The 17,715-nt window shown below is 65.2% G+C and carries 10 protein-coding genes; 2 read left to right on the top strand and 8 right to left on the bottom strand.

The features are described from left to right. Positions 1-520 precede the first annotated feature (520 nt). Genes QMG72_RS10535 through QMG72_RS10525 form a run of 3 tightly spaced genes read right to left on the bottom strand, consistent with a single transcriptional unit; the run spans position 521 to position 8,068 of the window. Positions 521-4,219 carry a 1,4-alpha-glucan branching enzyme gene (locus tag QMG72_RS10535; protein ID WP_283480451.1) on the bottom strand — a complete coding sequence of 1,233 codons (3,699 nt, stop codon included), beginning with the start codon at positions 4,217-4,219 and terminating at the stop codon, positions 521-523. A 1-nt stretch (position 4,220) separates the two neighbouring features. Beyond that, on the bottom strand, positions 4,221-6,017 hold the full coding sequence (treS, locus tag QMG72_RS10530; RefSeq protein ID WP_226773758.1) for a maltose alpha-D-glucosyltransferase: 1,797 nt from the start codon (positions 6,015-6,017) through the stop codon (positions 4,221-4,223). After that, a complete protein-coding gene (locus QMG72_RS10525; protein ID WP_283480450.1) occupies positions 6,014-8,068 on the bottom strand; it encodes an alpha-1,4-glucan--maltose-1-phosphate maltosyltransferase in 2,055 nt (684 codons plus the stop codon). Before QMG72_RS10525 ends, treS begins: the two co-directional genes overlap by 4 nt. Positions 8,069-8,238: 170 nt before the next feature. On the opposite strand from QMG72_RS10525, the gene glgP reads away from it, so the two are divergent. Next, on the top strand, positions 8,239-10,857 hold the full coding sequence (gene glgP / locus QMG72_RS10520) for an alpha-glucan family phosphorylase (protein WP_283480449.1): 2,619 nt from the start codon (positions 8,239-8,241) through the stop codon (positions 10,855-10,857). 46 nt (positions 10,858-10,903) lie between these two features. Here the strand turns inward: glgP and QMG72_RS10515 are convergent, their stop codons facing one another. The 3 genes from QMG72_RS10515 to glgX are packed head-to-tail and all read right to left on the bottom strand — an operon-like array spanning position 10,904 to position 13,913. After that, positions 10,904-11,260, bottom strand: a complete 357-nt coding sequence (locus QMG72_RS10515; protein WP_283480447.1) for a barstar family protein — start codon at positions 11,258-11,260, stop codon at positions 10,904-10,906. 6 nt (positions 11,261-11,266) lie between these two features. Further along, positions 11,267-11,764 carry a guanyl-specific ribonuclease gene (locus QMG72_RS10510; RefSeq protein WP_282468076.1) on the bottom strand — a complete coding sequence of 166 codons (498 nt, stop codon included), beginning with the start codon at positions 11,762-11,764 and terminating at the stop codon, positions 11,267-11,269. 34 nt (positions 11,765-11,798) lie between these two features. Continuing rightward, positions 11,799-13,913, bottom strand: coding sequence for a glycogen debranching protein GlgX (gene glgX, locus QMG72_RS10505; RefSeq protein WP_226773753.1), 2,115 nt, complete (start codon positions 13,911-13,913; stop codon positions 11,799-11,801). Positions 13,914-14,028: 115 nt separating this feature from the next. Here glgX and QMG72_RS10500 point away from each other — a divergent pair, with 115 nt between their 5' ends. Then, positions 14,029-14,832, top strand: a complete 804-nt coding sequence (locus QMG72_RS10500) for a carbon-nitrogen hydrolase family protein (RefSeq protein WP_283480444.1) — start codon at positions 14,029-14,031, stop codon at positions 14,830-14,832. A 264-nt stretch (positions 14,833-15,096) separates the two neighbouring features. Here the strand turns inward: QMG72_RS10500 and rlmB are convergent, their stop codons facing one another. Further along, on the bottom strand, positions 15,097-16,083 hold the full coding sequence (gene rlmB / locus QMG72_RS10495; RefSeq protein WP_283480442.1) for a 23S rRNA (guanosine(2251)-2'-O)-methyltransferase RlmB: 987 nt from the start codon (positions 16,081-16,083) through the stop codon (positions 15,097-15,099). A 134-nt stretch (positions 16,084-16,217) separates the two neighbouring features. Further along, positions 16,218-17,672, bottom strand: a complete 1,455-nt coding sequence (gene cysS / locus QMG72_RS10490) for a cysteine--tRNA ligase (RefSeq protein WP_283480440.1) — start codon at positions 17,670-17,672, stop codon at positions 16,218-16,220. Positions 17,673-17,715 lie beyond the last annotated feature (43 nt).

The raw sequence follows: 17,715 nt of genomic DNA, 5'->3' as shown, positions 1-17,715 counted from the left end.
GCCGCCAGCGTTCATCCTGAGCCAGGATCAAACTCTCCGTTGAAGTAAAACAGACACAACCAACACCCCCGGGAAAACGGGACGCATCAGCTGCACAAAATTTGAAACCAGCTGTAAAAACCAGACCACACCACGGGGTGGCGGACCTGATCAATTCAACCAATTCAATACAATAAATTGGTATCAACAAACTTGGCACACTATTGAGTTCTCAAACAACAGACACACCCGGCACCACCACAACCAAAACAGCCATGGATCGCTCCGGAGCAACTTTTCAAAGTTACCGGGCCACTTCACCCTTGTCAAATCGCCAGTCCGACTCAGTTTTACCGTGAAGCATCTGGGTCTTGGTGGCGGATCAACTCCGGGGAGCAGCGCGGAAAACAACTGTACCACCACTTTTCTCTGGTGCCAAAGGCGGCCGCAGGCCACTACCTACAGGGCAGCAAAAAGCCCGGAATCATGCGGATTCCGGGCTTTTTGCCGAAGCTTCTCCAGTGCGTGTCCGGCGTGCCTGTCAGCTCACAGGCTTGAAGAAGGCGGCACCCAGGGGAGGCAGCGTCACGGTCAGGCCTGCCGGCTGGCCGTCGATGTCCACCGCGGTGGCAGTGAGGGTGCCTTCATTCAGCACACCGGACCCGCCGTAGGCGTCGGCATCGGTGTTCAGCACTTCGCGCCACTCCCCCGCCATGGGGACACCGAGCTGGAAATCCTCATGCGGGGAGCCCGAGAAGTTGAACGCGCAGGCAACTGGGTTGCCCGCGGCGTCGCGGCGAAGGAAGGTCAGGACGTTGCGGTTGGCATCCCCGCCGTTGATCCACTGGAAGCCGGCGGGGTCGTTGTCCTGTTCGTAGAGCGCCGGCGTCGAGCTGTAGAGCTCGTTAAGGTCCTTGGTCAGGCGCTGGACACCCTGATGCCCCGGACTTTCAGCCAGCCACCAGTCCAACCCGTGCTGTTCAGACCATTCCGCTTCCTGGCCGAATTCCGTTCCCATAAAGATCAGCTGCTTGCCCGGATGCGCCCACTGGTAGCCAAGGAAAGCACGCAGGTTCGCCAACTGCTGCCAGCGATCCCCCGGCATCTTACGCAGCATCGAACCCTTGCCGTGGACCACTTCGTCATGGCTGATCGGCAGCAGGAAGTTTTCCGTGTACGCATAGACCAGCGAAAAGGTGATGGTGCCGTGGTGCCACCGGCGGTTGAAGGGATCCTCAGCCATGTACTTGAGCGTGTCGTGCATCCAGCCCATGTTCCATTTGATGCCGAAGCCCAGCCCACCCTGGCTTGTCGGCGCCGTTACGCCGGGGAACGCGGTGGATTCTTCGGCGATCATAACGGCACCGGGATGCGTTTTGTAGACCGTGGCGTTGACCTCCTGCAGGAACGACATTGCCTCAAGGTTCTCCCGCCCGCCGAACCGGTTCGGTTTCCACTGCCCCTCCTCACGGGAGTAGTCCAGGTAGAGCATGGAGGCCACGGCGTCCACGCGGAGGCCGTCAATGTGGAATTCATCGAGCCAATAAAGCGCGTTCGCGACCAGGAAGTTGCGGACTTCGCTGCGGCCGAAGTCGAAAATGAGTGTTCCCCAGTCGGGGTGTTCGCCGAGGTTCGGGTCGGCATGTTCGTACAGCGCCTCGCCGTCGAACCGTGCCAGGGCCCATTCATCCTTGGGGAAGTGCGCCGGTACCCAGTCCAGCAGAACGCCGATGCCGGCCTGGTGCAGTTCGTCCACGAGGTGGCGGAATTCATCGGGATGGCCGAACCGCGACGTCGGAGCAAAGTAGGACGTGACCTGGTAGCCCCAGGATCCGCCGAAGGGGTGTTCTGCCACCGGCATAAACTCCACATGGGTGAAGCCGAGCCACTTGACGTATTCGACGAGTTCCTTGGCCAACTCGCGGTAGCCGAGTCCAACCCGCCAGGATCCGAGGTGCACCTCGTAGACACTCATGGGCGAATTGTGCGGATCCCGCCCGGCTCGGGCCTTCATCCACTCCGCGTCCTTGAAGGCGTAGGAGGGCTCGACCACACGCGACGCCGTCAGCGGCGGAACCTCCGTGCCGAAGGCCATCGGATCCGCCTTCTCCAGCCAGTACCCTTGCTTGGTTCGGATCTCGAACTTGTAGCACGCCCCTGCTACAACGCCTGGGATAAAGACTTCCCAGACTCCGGAGGAGCCAAGCGAGCGCATCGAGTGCTGCCGGCCGTCCCAGCCATTGAAGTCGCCCTTGACCCGGACCGCCTGGGCGTTGGGCGCCCACACGGCGAAGGACACGCCGTCGACATCCCCGAGAACGGACTTGTAGTGCTGGACATGCGCGCCGAGCACGTCCCAGAGGCGCTCGTGCCGTCCTTCACCGATCAGGTGCAGGTCGATTTCGCCGACCGTGGGCAAAAACCGGTAGGGGTCGTCAGCCGGCTGCTGCGCCTGGCCCGGATAGGTCACTTCCAGCCGGTAGTCGGGCACGTGGCCGGGCTCCTGCGGCTCCAGCACGGCAACCCAGATTCCGCCCGACTCGTGCGTCATCGGGAAGGTGCCGGCCGGGGTCACAATGGAGACGGCTTCGGCAAGATGCTTGACCGTGCGGATGGTGACGTGTCCGTGGTCGTCGAGGTGCGCGCCGAGGACCGAGTGCGGCGCGTGGTGCTCGCCGGCGGCCACCCTTGCCAGGGTGTCCGCGTCCACCGGCAGTGGACTTCCGGGACGATCGATACGTGCTGAACCTGTCATGTTGGTACCTTCCGCTGCGGCTTCGGCAGGGACGCCGGAGCCTGTACTGCCGAGGAGACGACGTGATGCGTGAACCGGAATGGAGAGCCAGTCCGGCCTGTTACGTAGTTCGTAGATGACTTCGTAGAGGGCTTTGTCGAGCCAAAGCGCCACGAAAAGAGGCGAGTCCCGGTCGATGCCGCCCGGGATGACTTCCGCGTAGCCGGCCAGGAAAGCCTCGGCGCAGTCGTCGACCCAGCCTCCCGGGACGTTGGCGTCCGGGTGCTCGCGGACTGCCGCGCCGGCGGCGTAATCGAAGGAGCGCAGCATGCCCACAACGTCGCGTAGCGGGACGTCCGGGAAATTGCGTTCGGAAATCGGCCGGAGCGGCTCACCCTCGAAATCAAGGATGGTCCAGCGCGGTGCCCGGCTTCCATCGCCCGGAACGTGCAGGATCTGGCCCAGGTGGAGATCGCCGTGGATCCGTTGCAGGGCCCCGGCGCTGCTGCCTTCGAGGAACCCCAACAGCCGGTCCAGCGCATCATCGTAGGGGCCGACGGCGGGACCGGCCTGCGCCCAGGATTGACGCACCCGCTCGGCGACGACTGGCGCTATGTCGCGTCCGGGCCCGGATTCGACAGCGACGCCGAGCGCCTCGGCCAACCGCCGGTGGACCGCGGCGGTGGCGGCGCCAAGCGCGTGCGCCTCGGCGCTGAAGTCCCGGCCGCCGGCCGCTGCGTCGACGGCAAGCCGCCAGGCATCGAGCCCGCCGGCAAGGAACTCGTGTGCCACGGCCAGTTCGCCGAGCGCCGGCCCGGCTCCCGGCCGCCCGGAAGGCCGCGCCCATTCCCCGCTCACCCAGCCGAGGGTGGCCGGGACTTCGGCGGCGCGTCCTGCGGTCAGGGCGGCGCCGATTTCCACTTCCGGGTTCTGGCCCTCGGAGAGCACCCGGAAGAACTTCAGGATCGCGGCCGATTCGCCGTCGTCGACGACTACGGAAGTGTTGGATTGCTCTCCGGAGAGCACTTTGACGAAGCCGTTAGCCCTGGGCAGGCGGTAACCGGAGTCCACGAGGTGGCCGGTGGCGTTCCCGGCCGCGGTGGTGCCGCGGTCGCGCATTAGCTCCAGCCAGGCGGAAATGAACGCCGGGTCGTGAACGCCGTCGTAAACCCACCGGTCAACGCTGGCACCGGCAGCGCCGTCGGCGAGGCCGGAGCCCGAAATCTGCCCGATCAGCGCTGCCTCGGCTCCGGCCAGCGGCGCAGTCCGGATACTGAGCGGGACCTGGACGACGTCGGTGCGGGAGCCGTCCGGAGTCTGATAGTCCACGGCCAGCATCAGCACTTGGAGTCCGGCCTCGCCGGTCCCGTCGCCCGGACCGGCGAGGTTCAGTCCCCCCGCGGGTTCGAAGCTGAAAGCCGGGCTTTTCACGGGGAACCAGCGCTGGCGCGGAAGCCAGTCGCCAAGCAGTCCGCTCAGTGCGGGCGTAAAAGTGGGCCGGGTCATCTCAACCCTCGATGGACAGGATCGGCATGGCCTGGGTGTACGGCGACGCCGGGTTGGAGGCCGCCGATCGGATCCGCAGCCAGAAGAAGTCGTGGCTGCCCAGGGTGAGCGTCAGGGTTCCGTCCTCGGAGATCGCCGGGAACGCTTGGCCGCCAAACACGTCCCGGAGGCCGCGGCCGGCGAACCTGGGGACCCGCAGCGTGGTGGCCACCGGGTGCTGGGAGAGGTTAAAGGCGCACAGGATGGTTTCGCTGTCCTCACCTGCGGAGTTGCCTTCCGGGAGCTCACGCAGGTAGGCGAGGACGACGTCGTGGTCCGCTTCGACATGTTCAAAGGTGCCCAGCCCGAATGCGGGGTGGTTCTTCCGGACGCTGAGGATCTGGCGCGTCCAGCGCAGCAGCGACCCGGAGTGCGCAGCTTCGGCCTCGACGTTGGCCATGCTGTAGTTGTACACCAGTGACTGGATCACCGGCAGGTACAGCTTCCCGGGGTCCGCGCTGGAGAAACCGGCGTTGCGGTCCGGGTTCCATTGCATGGGCGTGCGGACGGCGTCGCGGTCCTCGAGCCAGATGTTGTCGCCCATCCCGATCTCGTCACCGTAATACAGGAACGGGCTTCCCGGCAGGGACAGCAGCAGGGCGTTGATGAGCTCGATCTCGGAGCGGGAATTGTCCAGCAGCGGTGCCAACCGCCGCCGGATGCCAATGTTGGCCCGCATCCGCGGGTCAGGGGCGTACCAGCCGAGCATGGCGGCACGTTCATCGGCGGTGACCATTTCCAGGGTCAGCTCGTCGTGATTGCGCAGGAAGGTGCCCCACTGCGCGCCTTCGGGAATGTTTGGGGTTTCCTTCATCGTCTCGATGATGGGGGCAGCCTTCTGGTCCCGGAGTGCGTAGTACAGCCGCGGCATGATCGGGAAGTGGAACGCCATGTGGCATTCCGGTTCCTCTTCCGTACCGAAGTACTCGACCACTTCGGCCGGCGGCTGGTTGGCCTCGGCGATGATCACCCGGCCGGGGTAGCTTTCATCGACCATTTTGCGCAAGGTGCGCAGGAATTCGTGGGTCTGCGGCAGGTTCTCGCAATTGGTGCCCTCTTCTTCGAAGAGATACGGGATGGCGTCTGCGCGGAAGCCGTCAATGCCCTGGTCCAGCCAGAACCGCACAACGTCGAACAGGGCGTCGATGACTTTGGGGTTTTCGAAGTTGAGGTCCGGCTGGTGGCTGAAGAAGCGGTGCCAGAAGAACTGCCGTCGGATCGGGTCGAACGTCCAGTTCGATTCCTCGGTGTCCACAAAGATGATGCGGGCGTCTTCGTACTTCTCGTCCGTATCGCTCCAGACATAGAAGTCGCCGAAGGGACCGTCCGGATCCTTTCGCGATTCCTGGAACCACGGGTGCTGGTCGGAAGTGTGGTTCAGCGGGAGGTCGATGATCACGCGCACGCCGCGGGCATGGGCTTCCGCGACAAGGCGCTTAAAGTCGCTGATGGTGCCGAATTCATCAAGCACGGAGTTGTAGTCCGAGATATCGTAGCCGCCGTCGCGGAGCGGGGACTGGAAGAAGGGCGGCAACCACAGGCAGTCGACGCCGAGCCACTGCAGGTAGTCCAGCTTCTCGATCAGACCATGGAAGTCGCCGGAACCGTCACCGTTCCCGTCGGCGAAGCCCCGGACCAGCACTTCGTAGAAGACTGCTTTGCGGTACCAGTGCGGATCGTGCTGGAGGCCGGGGGCATTCAGTTCGAAGTTCCCCTTCGGGCTGAAGTGCTGGCCTGGGTTCGTTGGGCTGAAGCTCACGCGTTTGACCTCCGGATGCTGAGAATGTGGGCGGGTTCAACATGGGCGTCCAACCGGACATAGTTGTACTCGCCCCATTCCCAGCTCTCGCCGGTCACCAGATCGTCGACCAAAAAGCGGCCGGTGTGCGCCAGATCGTCCGGATGGAGCTCCAGCGCCGCCAGATCCAGCGTCACGGTACTCTCCCGGATCCCGTGCGGATCCACGTTGACAACGATGATCAGGGTGTCTTTACTGCCGTCGGGGAGCGTCTTGTGCTTCGAGTAGACAACAGTGGCGTTGTCGGTGCTCTGGTGCACGGTCAGATTCTGCAGGTCGCCCAGCGCGGGGTGGGCGCGGCGGATCGCATTGAGCCGGCTCAGGTAGGGAGCCAACGTCCGGCCCGAGTCCGCCATGGCATCCCAGTCGCGTGCCTTGTACTCGAACTTCTCGTTGTCGATGTACTCCTCGGCGCCGGGCCGGGCCACGTGCTCGTAGAGCTCGAATCCGGCGTAAACGCCCCAGATCGGGCTCGCGGTAGCGGCCAGGGCAGCCCTGATCTTGAAGGCAGGCGGACCGCCGTACTGCAGGAACTCGGTCAGGATGTCCGGGGTGTTGACGAAGAAGTTCGGCCGGAAGTAGGCCGGGGATTCGTGGCTGACCTCCTGGAAGTATTCCTCCAGCTCCTCCTTGGTGTTGCGCCAGGTGAAGTACGAGTAGGACTGCTGGAAGCCGGCCCGCCCCAGCGCGTGCATCATCGCAGGGCGGGTGAACGCTTCGGCGAGGAACACCACGTCCGGGTGCTTCTTGTTGACCTTGCCGATCAGCCATTCCCAGAACCACACCGGTTTGGTGTGCGGGTTATCGACCCGGAAGATCTTGACGCCGTGGCTGATCCAGAGGAAAACGATCCGCAGGATCTCGTTGGAGAGCCCGGCCGGATCGTTGTCGAAGTTCAGCGGAAAAATATCCTGGTACTTCTTCGGCGGGTTCTCGGCGTAGGCGATGCTGCCATCAACGCGGGTGGTGAACCACTCCGGGTTGCTGGCAACCCAGGGGTGGTCCGGTGCGGCCTGCAGCGCCAAGTCCAAGGCCACCTCCAGGCCCAGTTCGCCGGCGCGGGCCACAAAAGCGTCGAAGTCCGCAAACGTGCCCAGCTCGGGGTGGATGGCGTCGTGTCCGCCCTCCGCGGCCCCGATGGCCCAGGGCGACCCGGGATCATGGGGTCCTGCCAGCAACGTGTTGTTCGGGCCCTTGCGGTGTTGGACCCCGATCGGGTGGATGGGCGGCATGTAGATGACGTCGAAGCCCATATCCGCAACGGCGTCGAGTCGGGCCGCCGCGGTGCGGAAGTTCCCGGAGGTCCACTCACCGGTTTCGTGGTTGCGGACAGCACCCTCTGAGCGGGGGAAAAACTCGTACCAGGCGCCGCGGCCGGCAAGTTCGCGCTCCACCAGCAAGGGGTAGCGCTGGGAGACGGTGATCTGCTCACGGATCGGCTGGCGTTCGATGACGGCGAAAACCTCCGGGCTGAACCCGGCGGCGAGGCGTTCCTCGGCGGTCTTGCTCGGGTCGTTAAGTCCGACGACGGCCATCCGGAACGTCCGCCGGTCCGCGGACGGGCGGGACGAGTCCTCGGACGCTTCGGCGAGCAGCGCAGCGCCCTCGGCCAGCATAAGCTCCACGTCGATGCCGGCTTCCACCTTGACCTCGGCGTTGTGGTGCCATGTGCCGTAGCGGTCATGCCAGGCTTCGATCACAAAGGACCAGGCGCCGGTGGCGGGCGGGGTCAGGAGACCTTCCCAGCGGTCGGTTCCTTGGCCGCGGGGGCCGCGGGGGCGGGCGAGACGCACCCGCTGGCGCTCCTTCCCGCGGGGATCGACCAGGACGGCGCTGACGCCGAGCTGGTCGTGGCCTTCGCGGAAGGCAGTGGCACCTACCACCAGGGTTTCTCCCACAATGGCTTTGGCAGGGAAGTTCCCGCCGTCGACCACCGGCTGTACGGCGGTGATTGGAAAACGGCCAAAGCGAAGGCCCTCCGTGATCAGGGCCTTCGGCTTTTGCTTGGACACGGCACTCGTTCGCGAATTTGTCGTCACAGCGTCGACGTTATCGACAAATCGGCCAGATTGCTAAGGCAGCGCACTTTTTTCGGGAGGTTTTCCGGAACGTTGTCCGTCATTTACGCAAAAGAAACTTAAACCGGTTCCGGGCTTCCGACTTGTCCGTTAGTGTTTCGCAGGTGAAGGCAATCCGCAGATTTACCGTCCGAACCGTACTCCCCGAGTCGATCCGCCCGCTGGCCCGGCTGGCAACCAACTTGCGCTGGTCCTGGCACCGCCCTACGCGGGCGCTGTTCGAGGGCTTGAACCCCAAGATTTGGGCCGAGAGCGGGCACGATCCGGTGACTTTCCTCGGTCTCGTCAGCAGGGAAGAGCTGCAGCGGCTCGCCGCTGACCAGGACGTGGTGCGCCGGGTCCATGCTGCGGCGGAAGACCTCGACCGGTACCTTGAGCAGCCCCGCTGGTACCAGAGCCTCGGCGACGGTGCGCCAGCGTGCATCGCCTACTTCTCCCCTGAATTCGGCATCACCGAAGTGCTGCCGCAGTACTCCGGCGGCCTCGGCATCCTCGCCGGCGACCACCTGAAGGCGGCCTCGGACCTTGGCGTGCCGTTGATCGGCGTCGGCCTGCTCTACCAGGCCGGCTATTTCAAGCAGTCACTGTCCCGCGACGCTTGGCAGCAGGAAACGTATCCGGTGCTGGATCCGGACGGGCTGCCTTTGACGCTGCTGCGGGAGGCCTCCACGGACGGCAACGGCAAGCCGCTTCAGATTTCCCTCCCGCTCCCCGACGGCCGCCGGCTGCTGGCACATGTCTGGCGTGCCGACGTCGGACGTGTCCCGCTGCTGCTGCTGGATTCCAACGTTCCGGGCAACGACGACGCCGCCCGCGGCATCACCGACCGCCTCTACGGCGGCGGCGGCGACCACCGCCTCCAGCAGGAACTCCTGCTCGGCATGGGCGGGGTCAAGGCGCTCCGCGCCTACCAGAAGCTCTCCGGCAGCCCCGCACCGGAGGTGTTCCACACCAACGAGGGCCATGCCGGGTTCCTGGGCGTGGAGCGAATCCAGGAAATGATGTCCGCGGAACAACCGCTGAGCTGGGAAGAGGCGCTCGCTGCCGGCCGCGCGTCAACGGTCTTCACCACCCACACCCCGGTCCCGGCCGGCATTGACCGCTTCGAAATCTCGCAGATCCAGCACTTCTTCGAAGCCGGGCTGGCTCCCGACGTACCGGTGGCCAAGATCCTGAACCTCGGCCGCGAGGATTACAGCGACGGCAATCCGTTCGTGTTCAACATGGCCGTCATGGGCCTGCGGCTGGCCCAGCGTGCCAACGGCGTGGCCAAGCTGCACGGCGTGGTGTCCCGCGGGATGTTTGCCGCCCTGTGGCCCGGATTCGACCACTCCGAGGTGCCCATCACCTCGGTCACCAATGGTGTGCACGTACCCACATGGGTGGACCCGAGGGTCTCAGAACTGGCACGCGAACAGTTCGGCCCCGACGCGGAAACGCAGGGCCGCTGGGACCTCGCCTACAACGTCAGTGACGAGGACGTCTGGGCCCTCCGCCGCGAAATGCGGGTGTCCCTTGTCGAGGATGTCCGACGGCGGCTGCGTGCGGCCTGGAAGAAGCGCGGGGCGGCCGACGCCGAGCTGGCGTGGACGGACTCCGTGCTGGACCCGGACATCCTGACCATCGGCTTCGCCCGGCGGGTGCCCACCTATAAGCGGCTCACCCTGATGCTGCGCGAGCCCGAACGGCTCAAGGCCCTGCTGCTGCACAAAACGCACCCGATCCAGCTGGTCATTGCCGGCAAGTCGCACCCGGCCGACGACGCGGGAAAGAAGATGATCCAGGACCTCGTCCGGTTCACCGACGACCCGGCGGTGCGGCACCGGATCGCGTTCCTGCCCAACTACGACATCGCCATGGCCCGGACCCTGTTTCCGGGGTGCGACGTCTGGCTGAACAACCCGTTGCGTCCGCTCGAGGCATGCGGCACCTCCGGGATGAAGGCCGCCTTGAACGGCTCGCTGAACCTCTCCGTCCTGGACGGCTGGTGGGACGAGATGTACGACGGCGAGAACGGCTGGGCGATTCCGACCGCCAACAATGACGCGTCCCCCGAGGAACGCGACGACATCGAAGCGGCGGCCTTGTACGAGCTGCTGGAGACGCAGGTGGCACCCCGTTTCTACGGACTCACGGTGGCCGACGGTGCGGGGGCCGCAGGACCCTCAGTGTCCGGCCCGCAGGCTGTTCCCACGCATTGGGTCTCGATGATCAAACACACGATGTCCCATCTGGGCCCCGCTGTTTCCGCGGACCGGATGCTCCGGGACTACGTCAATGTCCTGTACCGGCCGGCTGCCGTTGCGGGCCGCCGGGCAGTGGCAGACAATTTCGCAGAGGCCAAGGCCCTTGCGGCCTGGGTTTCCCGGGTCCGGGCCGCCTGGCCGCAGATCCAGGTAGAGCACGTTGACTCGGTGGGCGTCTCGGAAGACCCGCAGATCGGCGATATTCTCCAAGTTAACGCCTACGTGGCCCTGCACGAGCTGACACCGGATGATGTGTCCGTCGAGGTGGCCTACGGCAAGGCCGAGGACAGCGACGAGCTGGCCGACGTCACGGTGGCCGAACTCAAGGCGGTCGAAGATCTTGGCAGGGGCCGTCACCTCTTCAGCGGCACCTTGGTGATCGACCGGTCCGGGTCCTTTGGTTACACCGTTCGTGTGCTCCCGAAGCACTCGGCGCTGGCGTCCAGGGCCGAACTGGGCCTGATCGTCAACGCCTGATCCCTGCGAGCGGCGTCGCCGTCTTCCTGCCGCAGTTCCTTGGCGGTTACCGGAAGACGGCGATGACGGCCAGGTTCTTTCCGGCGTAGCTTTCGGCGTCCTGCAGGATCTCACAGATGACTCCGAAGGATCGGTCCGCGCGGAAGGCGGCCGGCACTTCCCAAATGAAGCTGACGGGTCGCTGGGCGTCGTCGGCGACGGCATCGGCGAACTCGTGCAGCGAGTCGTTGAGCGCGTCCAGGTTCACTCCGTAGTCCGCCGGGAAGTCCAGCGTCGCCGCGAACGACTCAAGGACGGCCCTTTTGGTGTCGGCGGCGGGAATCAGCACGGCGCGGCGTCCGGCGTTGGCTACCAATGCCTGCAGTTCCTCGATGGTCCAAGTGTCTGCGGAGTAAATCTTCACGGTTCCCTACTTGCTTTCGCTGATGAATGTGAACGAGTTGTAATGGTCCGGCGTGTAGTATTTTTCGCCGTCCCTACCGGCCACGATCCGGCGGGCACCGCGGTCGGATTCGCCCGGCGTCCCGACAGTGTATTCCTTGTAGTAGCCGGCGGGTTTCCGGGGAAGGATACGTTCGAAGTTGCCGAATGCGATGTTGTCCCTGGCGTACGGATACGGACCGCCGCTGGCGATCAGCGACAGCGTCTGACGTGCCTCGGCCGGAAGTTCGGCGACCTTCACTTCCGGCAGCCCGGACGGGTTGGTAACGGCGGGCCCCGCGGCCGTTGTGGCGGCCCCGGCGGCCATTGTGGCGTTCCCGGCGGCCGGTTCGGTGGCCGTTTCGGTGGCCGTTGTGGCGGCCCCGGGCGGAGCGTCGCCGGTCTGCGGGACCCCTGCCAGGACGAAGGCCAGCACCGCCAGTCCCACCAGCACGGCAAGCAGGGCTGTCAGCCGCTGGGCCTTCATTTGTGATTTCCTTTGGTCTGGATCCGGCGCCGGACTAAGTGCGGTAGATGTTGATGGAATTGGCCTGGACAACGTCCCGTTCGCCGGAAGCGACCCGGACGCCCTGGCGCCGGTCGTGGAGCTCGGAGGTGGTCAGGCGCAATTCAAAGAGCCTGTTACCGGTCCCGTCCTCATTGCTGAGCAGCGGCAGCGTGACTTTGACGTCCCGGGCGCCGCCGTTGACCACCACAAGCCCGTCAACGTGACCGTCGTCGGAGCCAAGCAGGAGCTGAACAACCCGGTGTCCGGGGTCCTGCCAGCGGTCCCCGGCCATGGGCTCGCCGTGCTCGTCGAACCAATGGAAGTACGACTGCTTTTCCCGCGTCGGGTAATCGTGCGGCTGGCCGGCCAGGAATTCCTTGCGGAGCCGAATGACACGCTTGGTGGTCCGCAGCATCGAGTGTGACTCGGGATTGCTGGTCCAATCGATCCACGTGATGGGGTTGTCCTGGCAGTAGGCGTTGTTGTTGCCCTGCTGGGTGCGGCCCACCTCGTCGCCGGCGGTGATCATGGGCACGCCCTGGGAGATCATCAGCGAGGCCATCAGGTTGCGGCTGGACTGGGCACGCTTGGCCAGGATGTCCTCGTCCTCCGTGGGTCCCTCGAAGCCGTGGTTGTAGCTGCGGTTATCGCCGTGGCCGTCGCGGTTCTGCTCGCCGTTGGCCTCGTTGTGCTTGCGGTCGTAGGCGACAAGGTCGGCGAGGGTGAAACCGTCGTGGGCCGTGACGAGGTTGACCGAAGCGAGCCGGGACCGGCCGGAGGGCTCGAACAGGCTCGCGGAGCCGGAAAGCGCGTCCGCGAGGCTGGCCACGGGGCTGCCTTGCCCGCCGGCGTCGATCGCGGCACGGTCGGCGAGCCAAAAGCTGCGGACGGCATCGCGGAAGTGATCATTCCAGTCCACCCAGCCGGCCGGGAAGCGGCCGGTCTGCCAGCCCCCGTAGCCGACGTCCCACGGCTCCGCGATGAGCTTGGTGGCGGACAGCACCGGGTCGGCGCCGATCGCAACCAGGAAAGGATGCCGGGGATCGAATTCGTTGGCGGCATTGCGCGCCAGCGTCACCGCAAGGTCGAACCGGAACCCGTCGATGTGGAACTCTGTCACCCAGTAACGCAAGGAGTCCAGGACCAGCTGGACAACCCGTGGCTCGCCGAAGTTCAGGCTGTTGCCGCAGCCGGTGGTGTCCACGTACTTGCCGTTGCCGTCGTTGCGGTAGTAAGTCATCTCGCCCAGCCCGCGGAAGCTGAGGGTCCGTCCGTCCCGGCCGCCCTCGGCAGTGTGGTTATAGACGACATCGAGGATGACCTCCAGTCCGGCGCCATGAAGCAGCTTCACCATGCCCTTGAACTCATCCTGGACGGCCTGCGCGCCGGCGGCCTGCGCGGCCTGTGTGGCGTAGCGGGGATGCGGGGCGAAGAAAGCAGCCGTGTTGTAGCCCCAGTAGTTCGTCATACCAAGGTTCTGCAGGTGCGGTTCGTCCACGTGGAAATGCACCGGGAGGAGCTGGACCGCGGTGATTCCCAGCGCGATCAGGTGTTCGATCATGGCCGGGTGTGCCAGCCCCGCGTAGGTGCCCTGGAGCTCTTCGGGGATGTCTGGGTGCAGCTTGGTCTGGCCGCGGACATGCGCCTCGTAAATGATGGTGTTGCGCCACGGCACCCTGGGGCCGCGGTTATCACCCCAATCGAAAGCGCTGTCCATCCGGACGCTGGTGATGAAGTCCTCGCGCTCGTCCACGGCACGGCCGTAAGGGTCCAGCAGCAGGGGCTGCACGCCGTCGGCGTCGAAATCCGCGGCAGGCATGGGCAGCGGCAGCGCCTCGTGGTCCGGCGTGGCCCGGAAACCGTACCGGGAACCGACCGGAATGCCTTCGACGATGCCGTGGTGCACACCGTCGGTCAGATTTGGCAGCGTTTTTAGCTGCCAGGTACCGCCTGGCGCCTGGTAGCAGATCTCCAGAGTGGCCACGCCGGGCGCGTAGACAGCCACATTCGCGACGGCCCCCCGGGGGTCGTCCGCGGCCGGTGAACCGGTGCTCGGAACACTGATTCCCAGCGGAAACGCACGCGAAGCGTCTACGGTGGAAGCTGTATCTACGTAGGTCATTACCATTGCTCAAAGTTTAGCGGGGCCAGTCGACTAGCCCCGGTTTCTGATTTCCTGACGATATGAAGTCTACGGAATAGCAGCGTTCCATACTGGAACAGGCTCCCAATCGGAGGTAACAGTGCGAATTGCACTTGCTCAAATCATTACCGGACGCGACCTTGCCGAAAATCTGGCCCTCGTGGAGGACTACTCCATTCGGGCCAAGGCCGGCGGCGCCGAACTCGTTGTGTTTCCCGAGGCCACGATGCGTGCCTTCGGCAACTCGCTGCTGGACATCGCCGAGCCGCTGGACGGCCCGTGGGCAACACGAGTGCGCGCCATTGCGGACGAACAGGAGATCCTTATCATCGCAGGGATGTTCACGCCGGGGGCTGCCGACGACGGCGCCAAGGTACGCAACACGCTCTTGGTCACCGGCCGGGGAATCGAAGCCAGCTACGACAAGATCCACCTCTTCGATGCCTTCGGCTTCGCGGAATCAGACACCGTCGACGCCGGGGACGAACCGGTCACTTTCGAATTCGAAGGCATGACCTTCGGCCTGACCACCTGCTATGACCTCCGTTTCCCGGATCTGTTCACCGAGAATGCGGACCGCGGCGCCGACGTGAACATCGTCTGCGCTTCCTGGGGATCCGGCCCCGGCAAGGCCGAGCAATGGAAGCTCCTGGCCCGTGCCCGCGCGCTGGATTCCACCACCCTGGTCCTCGCCTGCGGCCAGGGCGACCCGGCCAGCCAGGGCATCGAGCCCAAGGGCGCGGCGCCCACCGGCGTCGGGCACTCGGTTGTGGTGTCCCCCTTCGGAAACGTCCTGGCCGAGCTCGACGCCGCACCCGGCCTGTTGTTCACCGAGCTGGATCCCGGCGTTGTCAAGGACGCCCGGGCCAAACTCCCGGTGCTCACCAACCGCCACAGGTTCTAGGCTTGGCGCGGGGATTTCGGGTCCCTGCCGCGGACAGCGGTGGGAGAACCGACGCTCCCGCACCTTTCGCGACTCATCAGGAAACGCTCCCGCACCTTTCGCGACTCATCAGGAAACGCTCCCGCACCAAAGGGGAGAGAGCGTCCCCAAAAGCTGCGTCAAAGGTGAGAGAGCGTCCCCAAAACCGGCACCAAACGTGAGAGAGCGTCCCCAAAAGCGTCGCCAAACGTGAGAGAGCGTCAGAGCCGCAGCAACGAGCGGTCGTTACTTAGCGGCCCGCTGACGGGAGATCTCGTAGAGGGAGATGCCGACCGCCATGGAGGCGTTGAGCGATTCCATCGCCGAGTCAATCGGGATGGAAACGATCTGGTCGCAGTTTTCGCGGACCAGGCGGCTGAGGCCCTTGCCCTCGGAACCAACGACGATGCAGACCGGCTCCGTGGCCAGGGCGAGGTCCGGGAGTGAGACGTCGCCGTCGCCGTCGAGCCCGAGAACATAAATGCCCATGCTCTTGAAGGCCTTCAGTGTGTTGTTCAGGTTGGCCGCACGTGCAACGGGAACGCGGACGGCGGCACCGGCGCTGGTCTTCCAAGCCGAGGCCGTGACGCCGACGGAGCGGCGCTCGGGAACGATGACGCCGTGGCCGCTGAAAGCCGAAACCGAGCGGATGATCGCGCCGAGGTTACGGGGGTCGGTGATGCCGTCGAGCGCGACGAAAAGCGGCGCGTTGGCTACGTGGCCCTTCTTCCAGCTTCCGAGAGTCTCCTCGGCAAGCTCGTAGGCGTCCTGGTATTCATAGGGCGGGATCTGCAGGACAAGGCCCTGGTGGATGGCGTCGTCGGTCATTCGGTCCAGCTCGGGCTTGCCGGTTTCGAGCAGCGGGATGCCGCGCTCAGCAGCGAGCTTGAGGGACTCCTTGACGCGGTCATCCATCTCGATGCGGATTGCCACGTGCAGGGCCTTGGCCGGGATCCCGGCGCGCAGCGCCTCCACAACCGAGTTGCGTCCGGTGACGACTTCTTCAGTGGCACGGCCCTTGGGGCCGTAGCGGGCGCCGGCGTTGCGCGGAGCTCCCGGTCGTTTGGCCGCGGACCGGTCAGCAAGCTGCTTGTTCTTGTGCGCTTTGTGGTAGGGGCGGTCCTCGGCCTTGGGGGTGGGCCCCTTGCCTTCAAGTGCCTTGCGGCCGTGACCGCCGGTTCCGACAGTGGGGCCCTTCTTCATTTTGACCGAGCGGCGACCGTTATTGGCCATGAGTTTCACCCTTTAAATACGCGATTAGTTGACAAGTCTGAACTCCAGTCTACTGACTCGAGTTAAATCCTCGACCGGCAGGGAGATCCGGGGTCGGCATTCCGCCTGGCCGGAGGCCACCCGCCGGCCGGGCATCAGCCGCGCTTGAGGCTCCAGCTGGCGCCGTCCGGGCCGTCCTCGACCACAACGCCGGCGGCGGAGAGGGTATCGCGGATGGCGTCGGAGGCGGCCCAGTCCTTGCTGCCGCGGGCCTGCGCCCTGGCCGCGAGCTGTGCCTCGACCAGCACGGCGAGGGCCTCGTTGCCTTCCTCGTCCACAGCGGGCCGCGCGGTGTTATGGAGACCAAGGACACGCAGCATATCCGTGACACTGTCCAGCGCCTGCCGGGCCTCGTCGGGCCGGCCGGCGGTCAGGGCGGTGTTGCCGGCCCGAACGGTCTCGTGCAGGACGGCGAGGGCCTGGGGCACGTTGAGGTCATCGTCCATGGCGCGTTCGAAGGCTTCGGGTACTTTCCCGTAGGTGGCGAAGCCGTAGCTTCCGCCGTCGGCGAGGGCCCGGACGGCGCGGCTGATGAACCCTTCGATGCGCTCGACGGCGGCTGCGGCTTCCTGCAGCGACGTTGGCTGGTAATCCAGCACGGAGCGGTACTGCGCCTGCCCGAGGTAATAGCGGACAACCCGTGCCGGGGCCAAATCCAGCATTTCGGCGGGGCTGATGGTGTTGCCGATGGACTTGGACATTTTCTCGCCGGCGTAGGTGACCATGCCGTTGTGCATCCAGAAGTTCGCGAAGCCGTGGCCGGCGGCCTGGGACTGGGCCATCTCGTTTTCATGGTGCGGGAAGCGCAGGTCCAGCCCGCCGCCGTGGATGTCGAACCCGTTTCCGAGGTACTTGCCCGCCATCGCGGAGCATTCCAGGTGCCAGCCGGGCCGGCCGGTGCCCCACGGCGAGTCCCAGCCCGCCGTCGTCGGTTCCCCGTCTTTGTGGCCCTTCCAGAGCGCGAAGTCGCGGGCGTCCTTTTTCCCGCGCTGGTCGGCGTCGGCCGCGCCCTGCATGTCATCGATGTTCTGCCGCGTCAGGGAGCCGTACTTGGGCCAGGAGCGGACATCGAAGTAGACATCCCCGGAGTTATCCAGGGCCGGGTAGGCGTGGCCGCGGTCGATCAATCGGGCGATCAGTGCATGCATTTCCGGGATGTGGCCGGTGGCCCGAGGTTCGTACGTGGGGCGGGCGACGCCAAGGGTGTCATAGGCCTTGAGGAATTCCTGCTCGTAACGGTAGGCCAGTGCCCACCATTCCTCATTCCGGACGGCGCCCGGTTCGTCCTCAAAGTCAGGGGCGAACGAATCCGCCGACTTGGCCAGAATCTTGTCGTCGATGTCGGTGACGTTGCGGACCGCGGTAACGCGGAAGCCACGGTACTGCAGCCAGCGGGTGAGCTGGTCAAAGGCGATGGCAGAGCGGATGTGGCCGACGTGCGGCATGCCCTGCACCGTGGCGCCGCAGTAGTAGAGGCTCACTTTGCCCGGAACCAGGGGGACGAAGTCACGGACTTCGGCGGATGCAGTGTCATAGAAGCGCAGGGTCACCGCTCCAGATTAGCCGATGGGGATCCAAGCCCCGGCGTGCGGA

Origin of the sequence: Pseudarthrobacter sp. PH31-O2, assembly GCF_030063265.1 — a bacterium.
In the GTDB taxonomy this organism is placed as follows: Bacteria; Actinomycetota; Actinomycetes; order Actinomycetales; family Micrococcaceae; genus Arthrobacter.
Note: the sequence above shows the minus strand (reverse complement) of the source record. Positions and strands in the feature narration are given on the sequence as shown.

Excerpts from the sequence above, each read along its gene's own strand:
- QMG72_RS10535 (WP_283480451.1), bottom strand. The coding sequence starts at position 4,219 with ATGACCCGGCCCACTTTTACGCCCGCACTGAGCGGACTGCTTGGCGAC.
- QMG72_RS10510 (WP_282468076.1), bottom strand. The coding sequence starts at position 11,764 with ATGAAGGCCCAGCGGCTGACAGCCCTGCTTGCCGTGCTGGTGGGACTG.
- glgX (WP_226773753.1), bottom strand. The coding sequence starts at position 13,913 with ATGGTAATGACCTACGTAGATACAGCTTCCACCGTAGACGCTTCGCGT.
- rlmB (WP_283480442.1), bottom strand. The coding sequence starts at position 16,083 with ATGGCCAATAACGGTCGCCGCTCGGTCAAAATGAAGAAGGGCCCCACT.